Genomic DNA, 19,367 nt, shown 5'->3' on the forward strand with positions numbered 1-19,367 from the left:
TCCTTTTATATATGCCATTTCACACCAACCAATGGCTCTCTTAGTATAGTGATAAAAGAACTACTTATTCCCATCAACGCAATAACGAATCAATATTAGTTTGAGTTATTTTTACCATAAAAGAACGTAGCATGTCAAATGCTTTTGCGAAAAAGGTTGGAAATTATCGAACATTGTCCATATTGCCCATTGCTTTATGCTATAATGTATGTGATTTTAGGGGGAATGATACCATATGAATGAAAGCCCGAAGTGGAAAAACTATCTCCATGGTTTCCTAAGCTTCTTCACCAATAAAAAAACCGCCAAAAGAGCTCGTATCACTTATGAAGTCTCTTGGAATATTATATTGATATTCATTATTCTACTGATAGTCGGCGGTGCTTTTGCTGGAGGAATCGGTGCAGGCTATTTTGCTTCTCTTGTTAAGGAGGAACCTATCCGCTCCTACAAGACGATGCAAAAGGACATTTATAATTATGAAGAAACGTCCGAACTGTATTTTGCCGATAACGTTTATTTAGGAAAACTGCCGACAGATTTAGAACGAGAAGAAGTGCAAATAGAGGATGTATCACCATATTTAGTGGATGCGATCGTTGCCACAGAGGACGAGAACTTCTATAAGCATGATGGTGTAGTTCCTAAAGCGATAATGAGAGCATTGGTTCAGGAAGTTTCTAACAGCTCCACACAGTCTGGAGGAAGCACCTTAACACAACAGCTTATCAAAAACCAGATTTTAACGAATGAAGTTTCCTTTGAACGAAAAGCAAAGGAAATATTACTCGCATTAAGGCTGGAGAAATTTTTCTCTAAAGAGGAGATTCTTCAAGCATACTTAAATGTGTCTACTTTCGGCAGAAATGCCTCTGGCAGAAATATTGCCGGTGTACAGTCTGCTGCAAAAGGAATCTTTGGGGTGGAAGCAAAAGATCTTACATTGCCGCAGGCAGCATTTATCGCTGGACTGCCGCAAAGTCCGTTCGGCTATACTCCGTTCACCCAAGATGGAACAGTCAAAAAGAATTTAGAACCTGGTTTGGAAAGACTGCAGACGGTTCTGACAAGAATGTACAACCAGCATAAAATTACAAAAGAAGAGTACGAAAAAGCATCTGCCTATGATATAACGAAGGATTTCGCGAGCCCTGAGGCAAGTCCGACTGAAAAATATCCTTGGGTTACTTACGAAATTGAAAATAGAGCGACCCAAATCATCGCTGAAATGCTTGCAAAAGAAGACGGCTATAATGCGAAGGATTTAGAGGAAGATGAAGTTCTGGAAGAGCAGTATTATGAGCTGGCTGATCGCCAAATCCATCAGAACGGCTATGAAATTCACAGTACAATCAATAAAAAAATGTATGATAAATTTCAGGATGTAGTAGCTAAATACCCATATTACGGTCCTGATAAACCACAAACTGTTACAAACAGCGAAACAGGAGAAAAGAAAACTATCATGGAGCCTGTAGAAACAGGTGCGGTGCTGATTGATAATAAGACTGGTGCTATTATCAGCTTTGTCGGAGGAAGAGATTATGACAGAGAAGCTACAAACCATAGCACAGCCCCAAGACCGAACGGTTCCACAATGAAGCCGCTGCTCGTATACGGTCCTGCCATTGAATTAGGAACACTTTCACCTGGAACAGTCCTTCCAGATGTGCCTTTGGCTCTGGACCCTGCAAGACCTGGGACAGTCTGGCCGAATAACTATGATTCCAGATTCCATGGACTTGTAACCGCAAGGGTTGCTCTTGCTGAATCATATAACGTCCCAGCGGTAAAGGCTTATGCGCAAATTCTGCCGCAAAAGCCTGCTACCTACTTAGAAAAAATGGGCTTTTCAACATTAACAGATGCCGATTATTCTAACAGAGCAACCTCTATTGGGGGAATAACAAACGGCGTCTCTGTTGAGGAAAATACGAATGCCTTTGCAACATTTGCAAATGGCGGAGAGTTCGTTGATGCTTATATGATTGATAAAATTGTTGATAAAGACGGAAAAGTTATCTATAAGCATAAAGCAGACAAAGTGAAAGTATTCAGCCCGCAAACATCTTATTTGACAATTGATATGATGCGGGATGTTATTACTCAAGGAACTGCAAGGGCAGTTAATAATCGTCTGAAATTCAGCTCTGACTGGGCCGGAAAAACAGGAACAACACAGGACTTTAAAGATTCCTGGTTTGTCGCGACTAACCCGAATGTTTCCTTCGGTGTTTGGACAGGCTATGACACACCTAAATCACTCCAGAGTTCCGGGACGATGAGCTACAGCATGCGTAATAACTATTTATGGGCAGATTTAATGAATGCTGCTTACGATGTCGATTCGAAGCTTGTAGACCCGTCTGAAAGCTTTACAATGCCAGGCGGAATTGTCAGACGATCTGTCTGCTCCCTTTCTGGTTTGCTTGCCTCAGAGGGATGTTCAAAAGCGGGACTTGTTACAACAGATTTATTTAAAGCAAATGCTGTTCCGAACAAGACAGATGACAGTATCGTTGCAGGGAAATATGTGCAGATTGGCGATACGAAATATATGGCTTTAGACTCCACACCAAGTGAATTTGCTGAAAATGGAGTTATATTAAATCCTGACTATATTGAAAAACTGTTTGGAATTACTGTAACGGATCCTAGTACCTTGATTCAAAATAACACAGCGCTGAAAAATGTCGTTGTTCCATCAAATAAAATAACGGACAACGGAAAAGCTCCAGGAGCTCCAAAAATCAGCAGCAGCGGTAACACGATCACCTGGTCAAGATCCGGGGAAAAAGATGTTATCGGCTATCGTGTGTATCAAAACGGCAAAAAGGTCGCAAGCATTAAAGCGAGTGACAGTCTCTCCTATAGAGCTGGCAGCGGGGCTTATATTGTGAAAGCAGTTGATATTGCTGGTAAAGAATCTTCTAACTCTAATAAGATAGAAGTCGGCAATAAGACAAGCGCTAAAAAAGAGGAAAACTCTAAAGCGAAAGCAGATACGGCGAAAAACACAGAGAAAAAGGAAGAGAATAAAACAGAAGCTTCGAACGAGGATAAAAACAAGCAAGAACAGACAAATGATGAATCAACTGATTCAGATAAAGAAGACTCTAACGCTGCAAGTGAGGAAGAAAAAAGCGATAATACTTGATCTTGCTGCAAAAAAGACGTTCCGTTTAACGGAACGTCTTTTTTTATTTTAATACTGTTATATATTTAGCAGAAACATAGCCGGTCTTTGAGCCTGATTTCACCTTATACCATGTCCCTTGCTGTGAAAGAATGATAACTGTTTGCTTTTTCTTTAGTTTTGTCATCACTTTTGAAGAGGTGCTTGGCTTTTGTCTTACATTTAGCACTGATGCCTTAACACTGCCTTTTTTCTCTTTAGCAGGCTTTGAAATCGTTACTTTTTGTTTAATGGTTTTCTTATATCCGTCCAAGTTTGCTGCCGTGATTTCAGCAGTATAATTGCCATTTGCTATTTTGCTGATATTCCAATCAGCATAAATAGAGCCAGATTTCACTGCTTTATTATTGGCTAATGTGGAGATCGTCTTTCCTTTTGAGTCTTTCATTATAATGGTCGTTTTGCCAGCTTTATTAATCTTCATGGACAGCTTAACTGTATTCTTCTTGTAATCGGTATTAGCTTTAAAGCTTGAAATAACAGGTGCAACAGTATCTTTCTTTACTGTTTTGTTAGTTGATGTGTTCGAGTTACTGCTTGCATTACTATATTCCTTAACAAGAGTGGTACGGGGATAATAGAACTGTAGTATTTGTTTATAATTGTGTCCAGCCTCTGCTCTGTTTTTGGCGCCATACTGACTAAGGCCTACACCGTGACCATTTCCGCGGCCTTTAATAAAAATTATTCCGTTCTTTAATTCAGAAACATCAATTAAATAGCTTGGCATTTTGTCGATGCCAACCATCGCCCGAATCTTTGATGCTGGAACACCATTTAATTCTAGTGTTTTCTTTTCAGCAGTATTGCCATCAGCTTTTATCAGCAGATATTCAACCTTTACAGATCCTTTAGAAACTCTCCCACCAGCTGACAATGCTTTTAAATCGAGTTCCAGCTTTGAAATTGTGGAGATTTTTATCTTGTTAACATCACTTGTATAGCCTTCTGTTTTCAACCAGGTTTTCATATTTTTCAGCACTTGCTGGTCTGCATCTGCTTCCTTCACAGATGTCCACCATGTGTCAGCCGCATCCAAATCCAGCTTGTCTGTCACCTGCTGCTGTTTTAGTTGGATTACCCAAGGGAACTTTTCCTTTGTAGATGGGTGAAAATCATACGCATCCTCTTCTACTGCAAAATAAGGAACTGCATTTCCTCCCCAAACACTGCTGTTTAGTTCTGTTTTGCCCCCATTGCTTGCAGAAAATACTGCATCTATTAACGTATTATTGTATTTCAGGACAAGCCCTTCTGTTTCCTTGACAGCTGTATCGCTGCGAGAATGACTTCCTGTAATCCCCCCATACACTTGCTTTGCAATAGTATCCACCATATTTGCATCATTTATATGTTTTAAGGCGTATGTTCTTGCTGCTACTGTTTGCGCCTTTAATGCTTCCATGGTCCACAGTGCTGGCATTTCTTGCGGAACGACACCTCTTAAATATGTTTCTATATCAATTTTATTGATTGGACGAATATACAATTTATTATTCTTCGTGTCTTTTTCTAATACAAATTGGAAGGACCCATAATAGCTGCGGCCATTTAATGCTAGAGAGCTATCTGTTTTCAATGGAGTTGCTGTGATTGTTCCATTCTCTAGAAGAACCTGTCCTTTGCTTGTAGACAGTTTTAACGCATTGTTAACAATACTCATGACAGTCTCTGTTCCTGCACTGACTTTTTTACCGTTGGAAAGGGTATATTCTCCATTAAAAACAACCGTAATGGAAGAATTATTGCCGAGATAATTGACAAGCTTCACTTCTAACATCGGGACTGTTTCCGCCTTTATTTGTGGTGAAAGGACAGAAATTACAACAGCACAAATAAGCAACATACACATTATCTTTTTCATCTATTTCCCCCTATTACCCATGACTATCTATCTATTAGTTATAAAAATAGTAAAATAACAATATAATACTTCTTCATTTTATAAATCTAAAGACATGATTACTAGGTGTAATTAATGGGAAATAAGACATACAAAACAAAAAAAGATGGCATCTACCAAAGCCATCTTTTTTTGAAAAATTATTATTTTGTTGATCCTCTAGACTCAATACGGTGAGGCAATACAACGATGCCATCTTCCACTGTTTCTTTGTTCATATACTTAGTCAACAACCTCATTGCCACTGCGCCAATATCATAAAGCGGCTGAACAACAGTTGTTAATTGCGGTCTTACCATTAGTGTAAGCTTTGTATTGTCAGAACTGATAATTTCAAAATCGTCTGGAACCTTAAAGCCTTTATCTTCTGCACAGTGGATAACGCCGATTGCCATTTCATCTGATCCAACGAAGATAGCAGTAGGCTTTTCAGCCAATTCCATTAGTTTGTCAAATGATTCCATACCAGATTCGTATGTGTAATCTCCTTCTACAACAAGATCTTCATTAAAGGCAATGCCTGCATCCGCCAATGCTCGCTTATATCCTTCAAGCTTATGCAACTTGTTAATAGGCTCTTCTAATGAACCTAGCACTAGTGCAATAACCTTATGTCCTTTTTCTACAAAAGAAGTAACAGCATCATAAGTTGCTTGCGCATAATCAATATTAACAGAAGCAATCTTTTTGCTTGATTCAACGCTTGCTGCAAGTACAATCGGCACTGGAGACTTTTCAAATTCCTGAACATGCTCCTCTGTAATGTTACCGCCCATGAATACAATCCCGTCAACTTGTTTTCCAAGCATTGTATTCAGAAGGTGAAGCTCTTTATCTTTATTTTGATCTGAGTTGCTCAAAATAATATTATATTTGTACATTGTTGCAATATCTTCAATCCCTCTAGCAAGCTCTGCATAGAAAGTGCTTGAAATATCAGGTATAACGACACCTACAGTCGTTGTCTTTTTACTTGCTAAACCGCGCGCTACAGCATTAGGTCTGTATCCTAAACGGTCAATTACCTCAAGGACCTTCTTCCTTGTTGCAGGTTTCACATTCGGGTTTCCGTTTACAACACGGGAAACAGTAGCCATTGATACACTCGCTTCCCTAGCGACATCATATATTGTAATATTCATGTTCTACACTCCTTTTAAACGTACATTCACTATATTTATTTTACGGCAAGTAGCTAGAACCTAAACATTGTTTGTTTCAATTTAGCTAATCTTGTCTGATTATGTATTTAATCATACGATAACGTTGCAAATGCCGCAATGACAAGCTTTCATTTTTTTTCAAAAAAGCTGTTTTTTTTAATTAATTAAGGTTAGCCCTGTTGTCAGAGCGTTTTCATTTCTAAATATTCTAACATATATGAATCTAAAATGCCCGTGATACCTATTATCACTACTCATTTTATAGACATTTTCCAACAAACTTATACCTAATGAAAGAGCAAACAAAAAAGCAGATGGTATCATCCATCTGCTTTTTTCAAAAAATTATGCTCTTACGTATGGTGACTCAAGAATTGATTTGTAGAACTCATCGAATTGCGGAATATCCATTTGCTGTGCAGAATCTGACAGAGCAACTGCAGGATCCGGGTGAACCTCAGCCATAACGCCGTCTGCTCCGATTGCAAGTGCTGCTTTAGCACAAGGCAACAGCAAATCTTTTCTTCCAGTTGAGTGTGTTACATCAACAAATACAGGAAGATGTGTTTCTTGCTTTAAGATTGGTACTGCAGAGATATCAAGGGTATTTCTTGTAGCACGTTCGTATGTGCGGATACCGCGTTCACAAAGCATGATTTGGTCATTACCTTGAGAAATAATATATTCAGCTGCGTTAATGAACTCCTCAATTGTGGCAGCAAGTCCTCTTTTTAGCAATACAGGCTTCTTCACACTACCAGCTGCTTTTAATAACTCGAAGTTTTGCATGTTACGAGCACCGATTTGAATAACATCAATGTAATCCAATGCTTCTTCAATATGCTGTGGGCTTACGATTTCACTGATTACACGAAGATCGTATTCATCAGCAACACGCTTTAGGATTTTTAGACCTTCTACACCAAGACCTTGGAAATCATAAGGAGATGTTCTTGGTTTAAACGCTCCTCCACGAAGCAATGTTAAACCTTTTGCTTTTACACTTTCAGCAACTTTTGCAACTTGCTCATATGACTCAACTGAACATGGACCAAAGACGAATTTAGGTACTCCATCGCCAATTTTTGTTCCTCTAATATCAACAATTGTATCTTCCGGTTTCTTTTTACGGGAAACAAGAAGTGCTTTGCTGTCATCTTCTTGCTGCAGCTGCAGACCAGCTTTGAAGATTTGTTTGAACAAGTGGGCAATCGTTGCATTATCGAACGGCCCGTCGTTTTTAGCTAAAATATCGTCAAGCATTTTGCGTTCCCTTACAGGGTCATAGCGATGTGCTCCATGTGTCACTTTTGTTTGTGCGATTTTTTGGACTAAGTTAGCTCTCTCGTTAATCTTCTCTAAAATTTCTAAGTTTAACTCATCAATTCTGTCACGAAGCATTTCCAATTCTTTATTGCTCACTATCTCCATCATCCCTTCTATCAATAATCCAAATCAGTGTTTTCTATAACCTGTTTGGACAACTGCCGATTATTCTTTATACCAACTAAAAAATATGTTACATTTCTTTTAATTGGGTTTATTATAAAACAACTTTATTCGGTTGTCACTACTTTTCTTTATTAATTAAACGCTTTTAAGCACTAAAGCGTTTTTATTCATATTTTTTCTGTAAATATAAGTTAAACAATAACATTTATTATGTACACAATAAACCCATTTTTTATCATTTTCATTAAAAGAAGGTGTATTTTTTGCAAAATAAAGAAAAATTATTTGCATTAGATATTGGTACACGATCCGTAGTTGGCATTATCATTGAAGCTGATAGTGATAATTATCATGTTTCAGATATTCTTTCCATTGAGCATAAAGAAAGAGCAATGCTAGACGGACAAATACATGATGTCCTTGCAGTAGCTAAAATCATTCAGGAAATTAAAACTAAAATGGAAGAAAAACATGGTCCTCTCCGCAAAGTCAGTGTAGCTGCAGCAGGGAGAGCACTAAAAACAGAAAAAGCTGCTTATACGGTAGAAATCGCAAGAAAACCAATGATGACTAAGCAGGATATTCTACATATGGAGCTTGCGGCCGTCCAGCAGGCACAAAGTGCGGTTGCTGAAAAAAACAGTCGCGAAAACAGTCAATTTTATTATTGTGTTGGTTATTCTGTGCTTCGTTACACACTTGATGAACAAGAAATGGGGAGCTTGATTGACCAGCAGGGAAATGTTGCAAAGGTAGAGATCATTGCTACTTTTCTGCCAAAGGTTGTCGTAGAATCATTGATTGCCGCATTGCACAGGGCAGATTTGGAAATGGAGGCTTTGACACTTGAACCGATTGCCGCCATTAATGTATTGATTCCTCCATCTATGAGAAGATTAAATGTCGCTCTTGTAGATATTGGAGCAGGAACATCCGATATTGCTATTACTGATGAAGGCACTGTTATCGCTTATGGCATGGTTCCTGTCGCTGGGGATGAAATAACAGAAGCAATCAGCGATCAATATTTATTGGATTTTCCATTAGCAGAAGCAGCCAAAAAACAGCTCTCTGAACTGGAGCAAATAACGATTACTGATATTCTTGGCTTTTCTACAGACATAAGCAGAGCAGAAGTTATCAAGCAAATATCTCCTGCATTAGATAAGCTTGCAGACGCCATTTGCCGGGAAATACTGCTCCTGAATAACCATCAGTCACCAAAGGCTGTCATGCTTGTCGGCGGAGGTAGCCAAACACCTGCACTTCAAGAAAAAATAGCAGAGCTGTTAAATTTGCCTGCGAACCGAGTTGCAATTAGAGGCATTGATGCTATTAATAACTTAACCTTTGAGGATTCGGCTATTAAAGGACCTGAGCTTGTTACACCAGCAGGCATTGCGATAGCGGCAGGTCAATCTCCTGTGCAATATAAAACTGTTTATGTGAACGAACAGCCTATCAGGCTGTTTGAAGTAAATAAGCTGACAATTGGAGACTGTCTGCTTGCCTCTGGCCTCTCCGTATCTAAACTGTACGGCAAGCCGGGAATAGCAAAAATCATTTCTTTAAATGGGCAAAAAATTACTATCCCAGGAAGCCATGGGGAAGGACCTGTCATTACAAGAGATGGGGAAATTTGTTCATTAGATGATTTAGTCGAAAACGGGCAAAGTCTGAAAGTGGTAAAAGGCAAGGATGGAGAGCAGACACAAGTACAGATTAAGAGCTTGCTAGATTCAGATACTGGCAGAAGTGTGCGCATTAATGGCAAGGATTACACAATTTGTGACAGAGTTTTCTGCAACGGGCAAGCAGCCTCTCTCGATAAATGGATAGAAGATCGTGATGTAATTGATGTAGTAACAGTCTATACCATTCAAGAGCTCTTGGAAGGTCTTGAATTATACGATATTTTGGAGGAATTGCGTCCTTTCCAAATAAAAATCAATGAAAAGGATACTGTCATTCCAGCTTTTTCCGGAAAGCTTTATCGAAACGGACTGCCCTCCAAGCTAAATCACAGCTTTGATACTAACGATGAAATCATGATTGAAAAAAGGCAGATACCAACAGTCTCAGAATTGGCGGAAAGAAGACAGGTGCTGTTTGTTCAAGTGCTCCCTGTCACCTTTAATGGAAAGAAATTGACCCTCTCCAAACAGCTAGCTCAAGTTTCAAGAAATGGGCAAGCATTAAACCTAGAGGATAAAATTTATCCTAACGAAAAAATTCAAATTGAACAGAAACCTTTTGAAGGCTTCTTATTCCAAGATTTATTTGCATATGTGCAAATAGATATGCCAAAAAGTAACCAAGGAAGCTTTGAACTGATGAAAAATGGGGAAAAAGCAACCTTTTTAACACCTATCGACAAAGGTGACGACCTTTCCATTGTCTGGAAGGTTGCTGCAACATAAAAAAAAGATGGCATGGGGAGTATCCCGTTGCCATCTTTTTTTATGCTTGTGCACTTGCTTCTTGAAGAGAGTCGACTGTAATTCCACCGTGTGATGCATTCCATACAACAGAACGGTCAGAGAACAACAAAGCTTGCGGCGATTCATGTCTAACCCCGAATGTTTCAGCAATATAGTTAGATAGCGGTCTAGCCTCCTGTACAGCCAAATAATAGGTATCGATATCTTTATTTGTGTCTGCATATTGGTTATATTCGTCAAATGCTGCCGCACTAATCGGACATGTTAAACTATGCTTCACAACGAATGCTTTCTTGCTGCTGTTCAAAACCTCTTCCAATTGTTCTACTGTCTCAATTTTTTTCATGGATTTCCCTCCAGTTTTTGTCTTTACATAAAAAGGCAGCCCCATTAGCTGGGGCACCTTATTATTGGTTATATCTGCTTTCTGTTTCATCAAACGCTTTTTTTGTTTCTTCCAGTTTCTTTTGGATTTCATCATACTCGCCCTTGAAAGGGTCGTCAGTTTCCGTACCTGCAGCAGCTTCTACATTATCTGTCTGCTGTTCGTCTTTCCCTCGATTTTTTACTTTCTCCATTAAACCATTGGAATGCTTCGTTACCGTATTGCCTAAGCTGCCTGTCTTATCTTTAGCAATGCTGATATACTCAGTTCCTTTATCCTTAACTGTGCCAGAGAGCTCAATTCCTTTTTCTTTCAGAAGTCCTGCCTGCTGATTCAAATCCTGAATCAGTTCCTTACCAGGCTTTGGAGCAAGGAATAGAGCTGTCGCTGCTCCAACAATTCCGCCTACAATGGCACCTAGCAGAAAGTCTTTTCCGTTTGAGCTTTCATTTTCTACAACTGTTGTTTCGTATTCCCTTGTCATCATTACCCCTCCTAAAAAATTAATGAGCTTTTACTTTTATGTTACTCTCAGCAGCTTTGCGAGCTTTCCACTGATCTCTGATGTTAAAGAACATCTTGCTGTATTGAAGTACTTGGGCAATCTTGTCCTGATTGTGGACAAGCTTTTGCTCCACATTTTGATTGATGTTTTGAATAGAATCATTAAATCCTTTAACTGAAGTGCCAATACCTTTAACAGCATCGACAACACTGTTGAGGCTTTCTGATTTTTGCTGAATATCCTCTGCCAAAACATTTGTCTTATGCAGTAAAATGGTCGTTTCCTTCGTGACACCATCAAGCTGTCTTTCAAGGCCAACTAATGTTTTGGAGACACTATCAAGTGTGATATGTAACGATTTCAATGTTCTGGCAACATAAATTACCAAAATAGTGAAAGCAATGGCAATCAATGCAACACTGCAATATAAAATAATAATCATTTACTATACACCTCCGCTTTTTTCAATGTTTTTCCCAATTTGGCGAATGCCTAAACCTTTCTTCTATTATAGTTGGAAAAACAGCCAGAAACAAATAAAACAGGTAAATTCATCCTATAACTTTTGTGTCAAAAGACTCCCCTAGTTTAGGTTATTTCAGACAATATTATTTAAGAAAAATATTTTTTAGGGTACAATAATATAGTTGACCACATAATCGGGGGTTCGACGTATCTACATACAAAGAAGAGTCGAAATTTTTTAATAATATAGGAGGCATTTTATGAAAGATCCACGTATTGAGCTGTTAGCTAAAAACTTAATTAATTACTCTATTCGATTGCAAAAAGGAGAAAAAGTACTTATTGAAAACTTCGGTTTGCAAAAGGAGCTAGTCAAAGCTCTTGTGAAGGAAGCATATGCTGCAGGCGGATACCCATTTGTTTCATTAAAGGATAATGATGTGAACAGATCATTGCTATTAGGTGCCCAAGAAGAACAATATGAAATGATGGCTGCCTTTGAAGCGAATGTAATGAGCCAAATGGATGCTTATATTGGACTTCGTGCAGGTGACAATATTAATGAACATGCAGATGTTCCTGCTGAAAAAATGAAAATCGAAGGCTCTACAATCGGAAAGAAAGTCCACAGGGAAATTCGTGTTCCGAAGACAAAATGGGTTGTGCTTCGTTACCCAAGTCCATCTATGGCCCAGCTTGCAAAAATGAGCACAGATGGATTTGAAGATTTCTACTTTAATGTCTGCAATCTAGACTATGGCAAAATGGATAAAGCAATGGATAGTCTTGTTGATCTAATGAACAAAACGGATGAAGTAAAAATTACTGGCCCTGGAACTGATTTGACTTTCTCTATTAAAGATATTCCTGCCATCAAGTGCTCTGGCCAAATGAATATACCTGACGGGGAAGTTTATACTGCTCCTGTGCGCAATTCTGTAAACGGAACGCTTACCTATAATACACCATCTCCATACCAAGGATTCACGTTTGAGCAGGTTAAGCTTACATTCAAGGATGGCAAAATCATTGAAGCAACTTCTAATGATACAGAACGCTTGAACGCAATCCTTGATACAGATGAGGGCGCAAGATTTATTGGGGAGTTTGCGATTGGGGTAAATCCATATATTCTTCATCCAATGCAGGATATTCTGTTTGACGAAAAAATTGATGGAAGCTTCCACTTCACACCAGGACAATGCTATGATGATGCATTCAATGACAATCATTCTAATATTCATTGGGATATGGTCAATATTCAAAGACCTGATTATGGCGGAGGAGAAATTTATTTCGACGGTGTGCTTATTCGTAAGGATGGAAGATTTGTTATACCTGAACTGGAGTCATTGAATCCAGAAAACCTTAAATAAAATGACAAAAAAAAGATGCTGCTTTTAGCAGCATCTTTTTTATACTATTTACACAAGCGATTTTTCATACGCCTCTTGGAATTTCTGAACATCTCCAGCACCCATAAATAGGATAACACTCTTTTCGTGTGCTTTCAGTGCTTCAATTTTTTCTTCTGAAATGACTTTGCTGCCTGGAATTTTCTCTGCCAAGTCTTCAATGCTAAGCTTGCCATGGTTTTCTCTTGCAGATCCGAATATTTCACACAAATAAGTGGAATCAGCCAAGCTTAAGCTTTCAGCAAATTCATTTAAGAAAGTTTGCGTACGTGAGAATGTGTGCGGCTGGAATACTGCCACAATCTCTCTGTCCGGATACTTCTGTCTTGCAGCTTCAACCGTCGCTTTGATTTCCGTTGGGTGATGTGCATAATCATCAATGATTACTTGATCTCCGATTTGTTTTTCAGAGAATCTGCGTTTTACACCTTCAAATGACATTAAGCGTTCCTGCACAATGCTTGCATCCAAATCTTCGTAATGACTTAAAGCAATAACAGAAAGTGCATTTAAAATATTATGGTTGCCAAATGTCGGAATTGAGAATGTATTATAGTAAGTATTTCTTACATATACTTCAAACGTCGTACCTTCTGTTGACTTTACAACATTTCTTGCTTGGAAATCATTTTCATCGTCAAATCCGTAGAACACAACAGGCACTTTTGCTTGAATTTTTTGAAGCTGTTCATCATCACCACAAGCAAAGATTCCTTTGTTCACTTGCCAAGCCATTTCCTGGAAGGCAGAAAATACATCATCAACATTCGCAAAATAATCAGGATGATCAAAATCAATATTCGTCATGATGGCATAATCTGGGAAGTAAGATAAGAAGTGTCTTCTGTACTCACATGCTTCAAATGCAAAGTACTCCGCATTCTCCGTACCTCTTCCTGTTCCATCCCCAATTAAATATGCTGTCGGCTTCGCGCCTTTTATCACATGAGCAAGCAGCCCTGTTGTGGATGTTTTACCATGGGCGCCTGTCACAGCCACACTCGTGAACTGCTTCATAAAGTCGCCTAAAAAACGGTGGTAGCGGACAACTGGTAGACCCAGTGCGTTTGCTTCCACAACTTCTTCATGCGTATCAGGGAAAGCATTGCCCACAATGACATTCATTCCCGGCTGAATATTTTCCTTTGAGAAAGGAAGAATTTTAATTCCTGACTGTTCTAAAGCCACCTGTGTAAAAAATCTTTTTTCTACATCTGAACCTTGAACTTTTAATCCCATATCATGCAGGATTTGTGCAAGTGCACTCATCCCTGACCCTTTAATACCTACGAAGTGGTAAATAGTCATATAAAGAACCTCCAACTATCGTATATCTTTTACACAGTATATGAAATGAACCTATAATTTGCTCATAGCATAAATTTCGCCACTATGGGCCTCGTAAAGGGATATTACCTTTTTAAAGAAAATGCTAAATAAGGTAATATCCAATCAGGCCAGATTTAACTTTTTTTTCCTTTTTTCACTCACATTTATTCATTATACCATCTTTTATGGAGAAAAACTATGTATCAATCATATTCCCTACTGAAAGGATTTATATTAGTGATACAGACAGTTTATGAAAAATTAATGTTGTTCCGTGTCATGAAGCTGCAAAAATTCCATTTCCGTAATGAGTACATCTCTTGGTTTTGTGCCTTTTGCCTCTGAAATATACCCGTGTTTCTCCATCATGTCAATAAGTCTTGCTGCACGATTATAGCCGATTTTGAAGTTTCTTTGCAGGCTTGAAGTTGAAGCACCGCCTTGCTCAATCACAAATTCGCATGCCTCATAAAACAGCTCATCTTCCTCTTCAGACATCTGGACTTTTTTAAGAAGCTCTTCTTGCTCAAACAAGTATTCCGGTTTTCTTTCTCTTCTAGCATGTGCAACAACCTGATCAATTTCCTCATCTGAAACAAATGTCCCTTGTAAGCGGACTGGCTTTGATGTCCCGTTTTCTAAGAAAAGCATATCCCCTTTACCGAGGAGCTTTTCTGCACCGCTTATATCAATGACTGTTCTTGAGTCGATTTGAGACGATACAGAGAATGCGATTCTTGTCGGTACATTTGCCTTAATCAGTCCTGTAATAACATCAACAGACGGCCTTTGTGTCGCGATTAACAAATGGATACCGCATGCTCTTGCTTTTTGGGCAATCCTGCTGATGGCTTCCTCTACATCTGCAGGGGCCATCATCATTAAATCTGCAAGCTCATCAATAATGATAACAATGTACGGCAGCTTATCCGCATATTGTTTATGCTCCTCTGCAAGCTGGTTAAATTTAGTTATATCCCTTACACCTGCATGTGCAAGCAGCTCGTATCTCCGCTCCATCTCCTCAACGGCCCATTTTAAGGCAGCTGTTGCTGTTTTAACATCTGTTATAACAGGGCTTGCCAGATGAGGAATGTAATTATATGGAGCAAGCTCCACCATCTTAGGATCAATCAGCAATAGTTTAAGCTCTTCTGGCTTCGCCTTATACAGCAGACTTACTAACATTGTGTTAATACAAACACTTTTACCAGAACCAGTTGCTCCTGCAATTAATCCATGCGGCATTTTGCGCAAATCAGTAACAATCGGCTTACCTGAAATATCGAGACCTAACGCAACTGTCAGTGGAGACGCAGACTCTTTAAATTCATTGCTATTAAGAATCTCACTTAACAATACAGGTCTGCTTGTCCGGTTTGGAACTTCAATCCCAATCGTATGCTTGCCAGGAATCGGCGCTTCAATTCGAATATCCTTTGCAGCAAGGCTGAGCTTTAAGTCATCTGAAAGATTGGTGATCTTGCTGACCTTCACACCAGGCTCTGGCTGTACCTCATATCTTGTAACAGACGGCCCTTGTGTGACATTAACAACTCTCGCATGAACATTAAAGTTCTTAAATGTATGATTCAAGAGCTCAGTCTGTTCTTCGATCCAGCCGTCATGCTCCACATCGAAAATCGGCGGGTTTAATAAATTCTCTTCAGGAAAGACATAGTACGGCAGCTCTTCCTGCACCGCAACAGACTCAAGTGAAGCTGCTGTTTCTTCTGTCACAGGTTCTTCTGCCACATCGTTAACAGGCTCAGGCTGAGGCACTGGTTTGCTTATTGGCTGTTGTTTTCTTTTATTTTCAAGAGACTTCCGATCAGTATTTAGCATTAACACATTAAAAGGAAGAGCTTTTTTCTTGGCAGGCGGAGCTGGGTCAGCCTCGTTAGCCTGCTTATCTCCCACTTCCTGTTCCTGCTGTCCATGTTTGGCTGTCTCTTGCTCACTTGAAGAGTTTTCATCTAACCCAACAGCTTCTGAATGATTAGAAGCCTTATTTTCAGCAGCATTTAGAACAACAGGTTCCACCTCTTCTGGAACGCTTGCCACTTTTTCCATTTCAAGTAATATTGTCTGCTCTGCTGGCTGAATTGCATTTGCCTCTCGCAATTGTTCGCTTACTGGGTTGGAAATACTCAGCTCTTCTGCCTCCATGACAGGTTCTTCGGCCCTTTCGGTAACTACTGCTTCTGCCTCCATTACTTCCTCTGCCTCTAGTGCAGACTGAGCTTCCGACTCAATTGTGTACGGCTCCACCTGAACAACTGATTCTTTCGCCATTTCGACAACAGCAGCTTCTTCCTCTGGTGCAGTCTGAACTTCTGTCGCTACTGTATCCGACTCCTCTGCCTGCATGACTGGTTCTTCCGCCATTTCGACAACTGCTGTTATTTCTGCTTCAACTTCCTCTAGTGCAGATTGGATTTCCGACTCAGCTGTGTACGGCTCTTCCGCCTGCATGACTGGTTTTGCCGCCATTTCGACAACTGCTGTTATTTCTGCTTCAACTTCATCTTCCTCTAGCGCAGATTGGATTTCCGACTCAGCTGTGTACGGCTCTTCCGCCTGCATGACTGGTTTTGCCGCCATTTCGACAACTGCTGTTATTTCTGCTTTAACCACTTCTTCCTCTGGCACAGGCTGAACTTCTGTCTCAACTGCATACGGCTCCTCTGCCTGCATGACAGGGTCTTCTCCATTTTCAATAACTGCTGTTATTTCTGCTTCAATCACTTCTTCCTCTAGCACCTGCTGGATTCGAGCGTCTAAAGTATCCGGCGCTTCTACCTGAAGGTTTGTTTCCTCTATCAGCTCCACAACGAAAGGCATTTCTGCTTCTGCCTCTTTTGACTCCTGCATTGCTATGCTTACTTCCTGTTGTTCTTCATGAGGAATTGGTTGCTCCGCAAGCTCTAAGGTTGCAGCGGATTCGATTTGCTGTTTTTCTTCTGGGAGAAGTGCTGTCTCTGCAGCATATATTACTTCTTGTTCTTTTGCTTTGTTTCTTTCTGTTACTTCTGTAAGAAGATGTTCGGCTTTTTTCTCTATTGCTTCAGGGGTGAGTTCAGCTTTCGTTTCCTCACCACTGTTTGGGCGCACTAATGATTCTTTATCCAGCAATGAGCTCTCGATTGGCTCTTCTTTCTGCTGTGCTCGTAAGGCTGCTTGTTCCGCCTCTTTTCTTCGCATAATAGATGTCAGAAAATCGCTGCTGTCCATAACGGGACGGACCGATTTTGGTTCCATCTTTGGTTTAGCTTGAACTGCCGGCCGATTATATCCATAAATAGGAGACGGTATTTCTGTCGGTTTAAACGGCATTTTTGACTGATAGCTCTTCGGACTGCTTTCTGGTATTTCCCGTGGCTTTGTTCTGTTATGTAAGGCATCGGAGCTTGGTTTTGTTTCAGCAGGCTCCTGCCTATTTGAAACAGCAGACTTCCTTCTGCCTTGTTGAAATTCAGATCTTTCCTTACCTGCTGAACCATACTGTCTTCTTTCTAGCGGGCGCTCTTGTTTGCCTGCATTGGCTGCCCCTTGCAGGGTTCTTTCACCTGGCTTCTCAAACCTGCCTGCAGTAAATGCATTTTCTTCGGGCGGTGTTTGCCTGCCTGTAAAAGCTGGTGTGCTTTGCTTTTCCTCTTCCGGCGGTGATTGCCATTTAGCATAGGCTGAACCACTCTGCCTTCGTTCAGCTGCGTTCTCCTGTCTGGCTGGTCTGCCGGAAATGCCTATTTCATCATCTGATATAACAGGAAAACGAAACTTCCCCTTTGGATATTGATAAATAATCTTTGAATCTACTTCTTTTTTCCACTCATTATTCCAATCGTTTTGTACATGCGGTGCTTCGCTTTTTTCTTCTGCAGCTTCAAATTGGTCCGTTTCTTCGTGGTCCTCTTTAATAAACTGCTTTATTACTTTCTTGAACCAACTCACTGTAAATCACTCTTTCCATCTTTCTCTCTACTATTTTAACAGTTTATTAATAAAATCGAGATAAAAATCGCTATTATCCCTGCTTTTTCTATTATATTTTACAAAATTTTAATTGCAAGAAGGCAAAACATTTATTCGCATCTATTATTTACCAAATATCCTATTGAAAAAGGGCAGTTGCTTGTTAGTAAGACCCTCTTAGTCTTAATCAACACGCACACTACCCTTATTGTAGATAACGAATATTACATCCTGTTTTCATTCAGGCAATATTATCAAATCAAATTGATTAAGTTTTGCATACAAAGCACTTAATATTATTGCTCTTTTTTCTTATTTTTACCTAATATAAAAACAGGCTCAAGGCTGCCGTCTTCATACAAGAAGGACAACGCAGTGATTGGCACTCTGCCGCTGGCAAAGAAACTCATCGTCATCTGTGCCAAAATATCATAACCAGTCTCATTTTCAATATCCGCTATAATTAATACGTCTTGATGAGGTACTGCAACTGCCATCGTCCCCTTCACTGTCTCGCTCATTTCCTTCAGGAATGAGTCATTAAGGATGCGGCTAGCATCATATCCGTCATTTGTATTTAGGAAATAAAAAGTGTTGCCTGCTACAACATCTTTTTTAAGGGCCGTGCTTAAAGAGCGAGCATTAAACAAGGCTACTTCCTTAATTCTGCTATGTTTCCAGTTTTCCTTCGCCATGATTTTCTCATCAATGAGTCGATACGTATTTCCCATATCCAAGGCATAATATATTCTTGTTTCTGCTGTATGTTCATCTACTACAAAGGGTATTTCTTCATTCGTTTGAACTGGAAACGAAGTGGAACGAATAACAGGGTAAATATTTTTTTCTTTCCCCTCAAGTGTAGGGTCATCCACTAATGCTGTTAAACCATTTTCAATATAGTATACAACCTCGTCAACAGCCTTTTCCTTTTCCAGCTCCCATTTTGCAATAATTCCTGGCAGAGAAACGGTTACACCCTTTCCTGTATCCTTGCTTTCTATTCGAAGTTGATCCTTTTTAGAATCAAACGTAAATACTCTTCCTTCGGCTTTAAGCCTGTCCTGTAAGAGATTTTTCATTTTTTTGCTATCCATCTTCATTAATGCTTTTTCCCCCTTTAAGAGTGGGTAATGAT

12 protein-coding genes and 1 other annotated feature (1 of these 13 only partly in view) are annotated in these 19,367 nt (G+C 39.6%); of the genes, 3 read left to right on the forward strand and 9 right to left on the reverse strand.

What is annotated here, in order from left to right:
• Positions 1–86, reverse strand: a binding site (T-box leader) (it extends 143 nt beyond the left edge of the window).
• A gap of 149 nt (positions 87–235) precedes the next feature.
• Positions 236–3,157 (forward strand): transglycosylase domain-containing protein, encoded by a 2,922-nt coding sequence (locus MKX82_RS15135; protein WP_341078172.1) that lies wholly within the window; start codon positions 236–238, stop codon positions 3,155–3,157.
• A 43-nt stretch (positions 3,158–3,200) separates the two neighbouring features.
• Here MKX82_RS15135 and MKX82_RS15140 read toward each other — a convergent pair whose 3' ends face one another.
• The 3 genes from MKX82_RS15140 to MKX82_RS15150 form a co-directional block, all read right to left on the reverse strand.
• Positions 3,201–5,060, reverse strand: a complete 1,860-nt coding sequence (locus MKX82_RS15140; protein WP_341078174.1) for a SpoIID/LytB domain-containing protein — start codon at positions 5,058–5,060, stop codon at positions 3,201–3,203.
• A 182-nt stretch (positions 5,061–5,242) separates the two neighbouring features.
• A complete protein-coding gene (gene ccpA / locus MKX82_RS15145) occupies positions 5,243–6,241 on the reverse strand; it encodes a catabolite control protein A (RefSeq protein WP_233317700.1) in 999 nt (332 codons plus the stop codon).
• A gap of 366 nt (positions 6,242–6,607) precedes the next feature.
• On the reverse strand, positions 6,608–7,684 hold the full coding sequence (locus MKX82_RS15150) for a bifunctional 3-deoxy-7-phosphoheptulonate synthase/chorismate mutase (RefSeq protein ID WP_233317698.1): 1,077 nt from the start codon (positions 7,682–7,684) through the stop codon (positions 6,608–6,610).
• A 293-nt stretch (positions 7,685–7,977) separates the two neighbouring features.
• On the opposite strand from MKX82_RS15150, the gene pilM reads away from it, so the two are divergent.
• Entirely contained in the window at positions 7,978–10,134 is a 2,157-nt protein-coding gene (gene pilM, locus MKX82_RS15155) for a cell division protein FtsA (protein WP_251646826.1), read from the forward strand.
• Between the two features lie 40 nt (positions 10,135–10,174).
• On the opposite strand, the gene ytxJ is transcribed toward pilM, so the two are convergent.
• The 3 genes from ytxJ to MKX82_RS15170 form a co-directional block, all read right to left on the reverse strand.
• Positions 10,175–10,501 (reverse strand): bacillithiol system redox-active protein YtxJ, encoded by a 327-nt coding sequence (gene ytxJ / locus MKX82_RS15160; RefSeq protein WP_233317694.1) that lies wholly within the window; start codon positions 10,499–10,501, stop codon positions 10,175–10,177.
• Between the two features lie 61 nt (positions 10,502–10,562).
• Positions 10,563–11,027: a YtxH domain-containing protein gene (locus tag MKX82_RS15165; RefSeq protein ID WP_233317692.1), complete on the reverse strand. Its 465-nt coding sequence runs from the start codon at positions 11,025–11,027 to the stop codon at positions 10,563–10,565.
• 16 nt (positions 11,028–11,043) lie between these two features.
• Positions 11,044–11,487 carry a DUF948 domain-containing protein gene (locus tag MKX82_RS15170; protein WP_233317691.1) on the reverse strand — a complete coding sequence of 148 codons (444 nt, stop codon included), beginning with the start codon at positions 11,485–11,487 and terminating at the stop codon, positions 11,044–11,046.
• 283 nt (positions 11,488–11,770) lie between these two features.
• Here MKX82_RS15170 and MKX82_RS15175 point away from each other — a divergent pair, with 283 nt between their 5' ends.
• Positions 11,771–12,886, forward strand: a complete 1,116-nt coding sequence (locus MKX82_RS15175) for an aminopeptidase (RefSeq protein ID WP_233317689.1) — start codon at positions 11,771–11,773, stop codon at positions 12,884–12,886.
• A 48-nt stretch (positions 12,887–12,934) separates the two neighbouring features.
• Here the strand turns inward: MKX82_RS15175 and murC are convergent, their stop codons facing one another.
• The 3 genes from murC to MKX82_RS15190 all read right to left on the reverse strand — a co-directional run bounded on the left by murC (position 12,935) and on the right by MKX82_RS15190 (position 19,326).
• A complete protein-coding gene (gene murC, locus MKX82_RS15180) occupies positions 12,935–14,233 on the reverse strand; it encodes a UDP-N-acetylmuramate--L-alanine ligase (protein WP_233317687.1) in 1,299 nt (432 codons plus the stop codon).
• A gap of 282 nt (positions 14,234–14,515) precedes the next feature.
• Positions 14,516–18,208: a DNA translocase FtsK gene (locus tag MKX82_RS15185; protein WP_341078181.1), complete on the reverse strand. Its 3,693-nt coding sequence runs from the start codon at positions 18,206–18,208 to the stop codon at positions 14,516–14,518.
• A gap of 317 nt (positions 18,209–18,525) precedes the next feature.
• Positions 18,526–19,326 carry a DUF1444 domain-containing protein gene (locus tag MKX82_RS15190; protein ID WP_233317729.1) on the reverse strand — a complete coding sequence of 267 codons (801 nt, stop codon included), beginning with the start codon at positions 19,324–19,326 and terminating at the stop codon, positions 18,526–18,528.
• Positions 19,327–19,367 lie beyond the last annotated feature (41 nt).

The organism is Niallia sp. FSL R7-0271 (genome assembly GCF_038005785.1).
Taxonomy (GTDB): domain Bacteria; phylum Bacillota; class Bacilli; order Bacillales; family Cytobacillaceae; genus Niallia.

What these genes read in the sequence shown, in the direction of transcription:
- MKX82_RS15135 (WP_341078172.1), top strand. Translation starts at nt 236, where the DNA reads ATGAATGAAAGCCCGAAGTGGAAAAACTATCTCCATGGTTTCCTAAGC.
- MKX82_RS15140 (WP_341078174.1), bottom strand. Translation starts at nt 5,060, where the DNA reads ATGAAAAAGATAATGTGTATGTTGCTTATTTGTGCTGTTGTAATTTCT.
- ccpA (WP_233317700.1), bottom strand. Translation starts at nt 6,241, where the DNA reads ATGAATATTACAATATATGATGTCGCTAGGGAAGCGAGTGTATCAATG.
- ytxJ (WP_233317694.1), bottom strand. Translation starts at nt 10,501, where the DNA reads ATGAAAAAAATTGAGACAGTAGAACAATTGGAAGAGGTTTTGAACAGC.
- MKX82_RS15165 (WP_233317692.1), bottom strand. Translation starts at nt 11,027, where the DNA reads ATGATGACAAGGGAATACGAAACAACAGTTGTAGAAAATGAAAGCTCA.
- MKX82_RS15170 (WP_233317691.1), bottom strand. Translation starts at nt 11,487, where the DNA reads ATGATTATTATTTTATATTGCAGTGTTGCATTGATTGCCATTGCTTTC.
- MKX82_RS15175 (WP_233317689.1), top strand. Translation starts at nt 11,771, where the DNA reads ATGAAAGATCCACGTATTGAGCTGTTAGCTAAAAACTTAATTAATTAC.
- murC (WP_233317687.1), bottom strand. Translation starts at nt 14,233, where the DNA reads ATGACTATTTACCACTTCGTAGGTATTAAAGGGTCAGGGATGAGTGCA.
- MKX82_RS15190 (WP_233317729.1), bottom strand. Translation starts at nt 19,326, where the DNA reads ATGGATAGCAAAAAAATGAAAAATCTCTTACAGGACAGGCTTAAAGCC.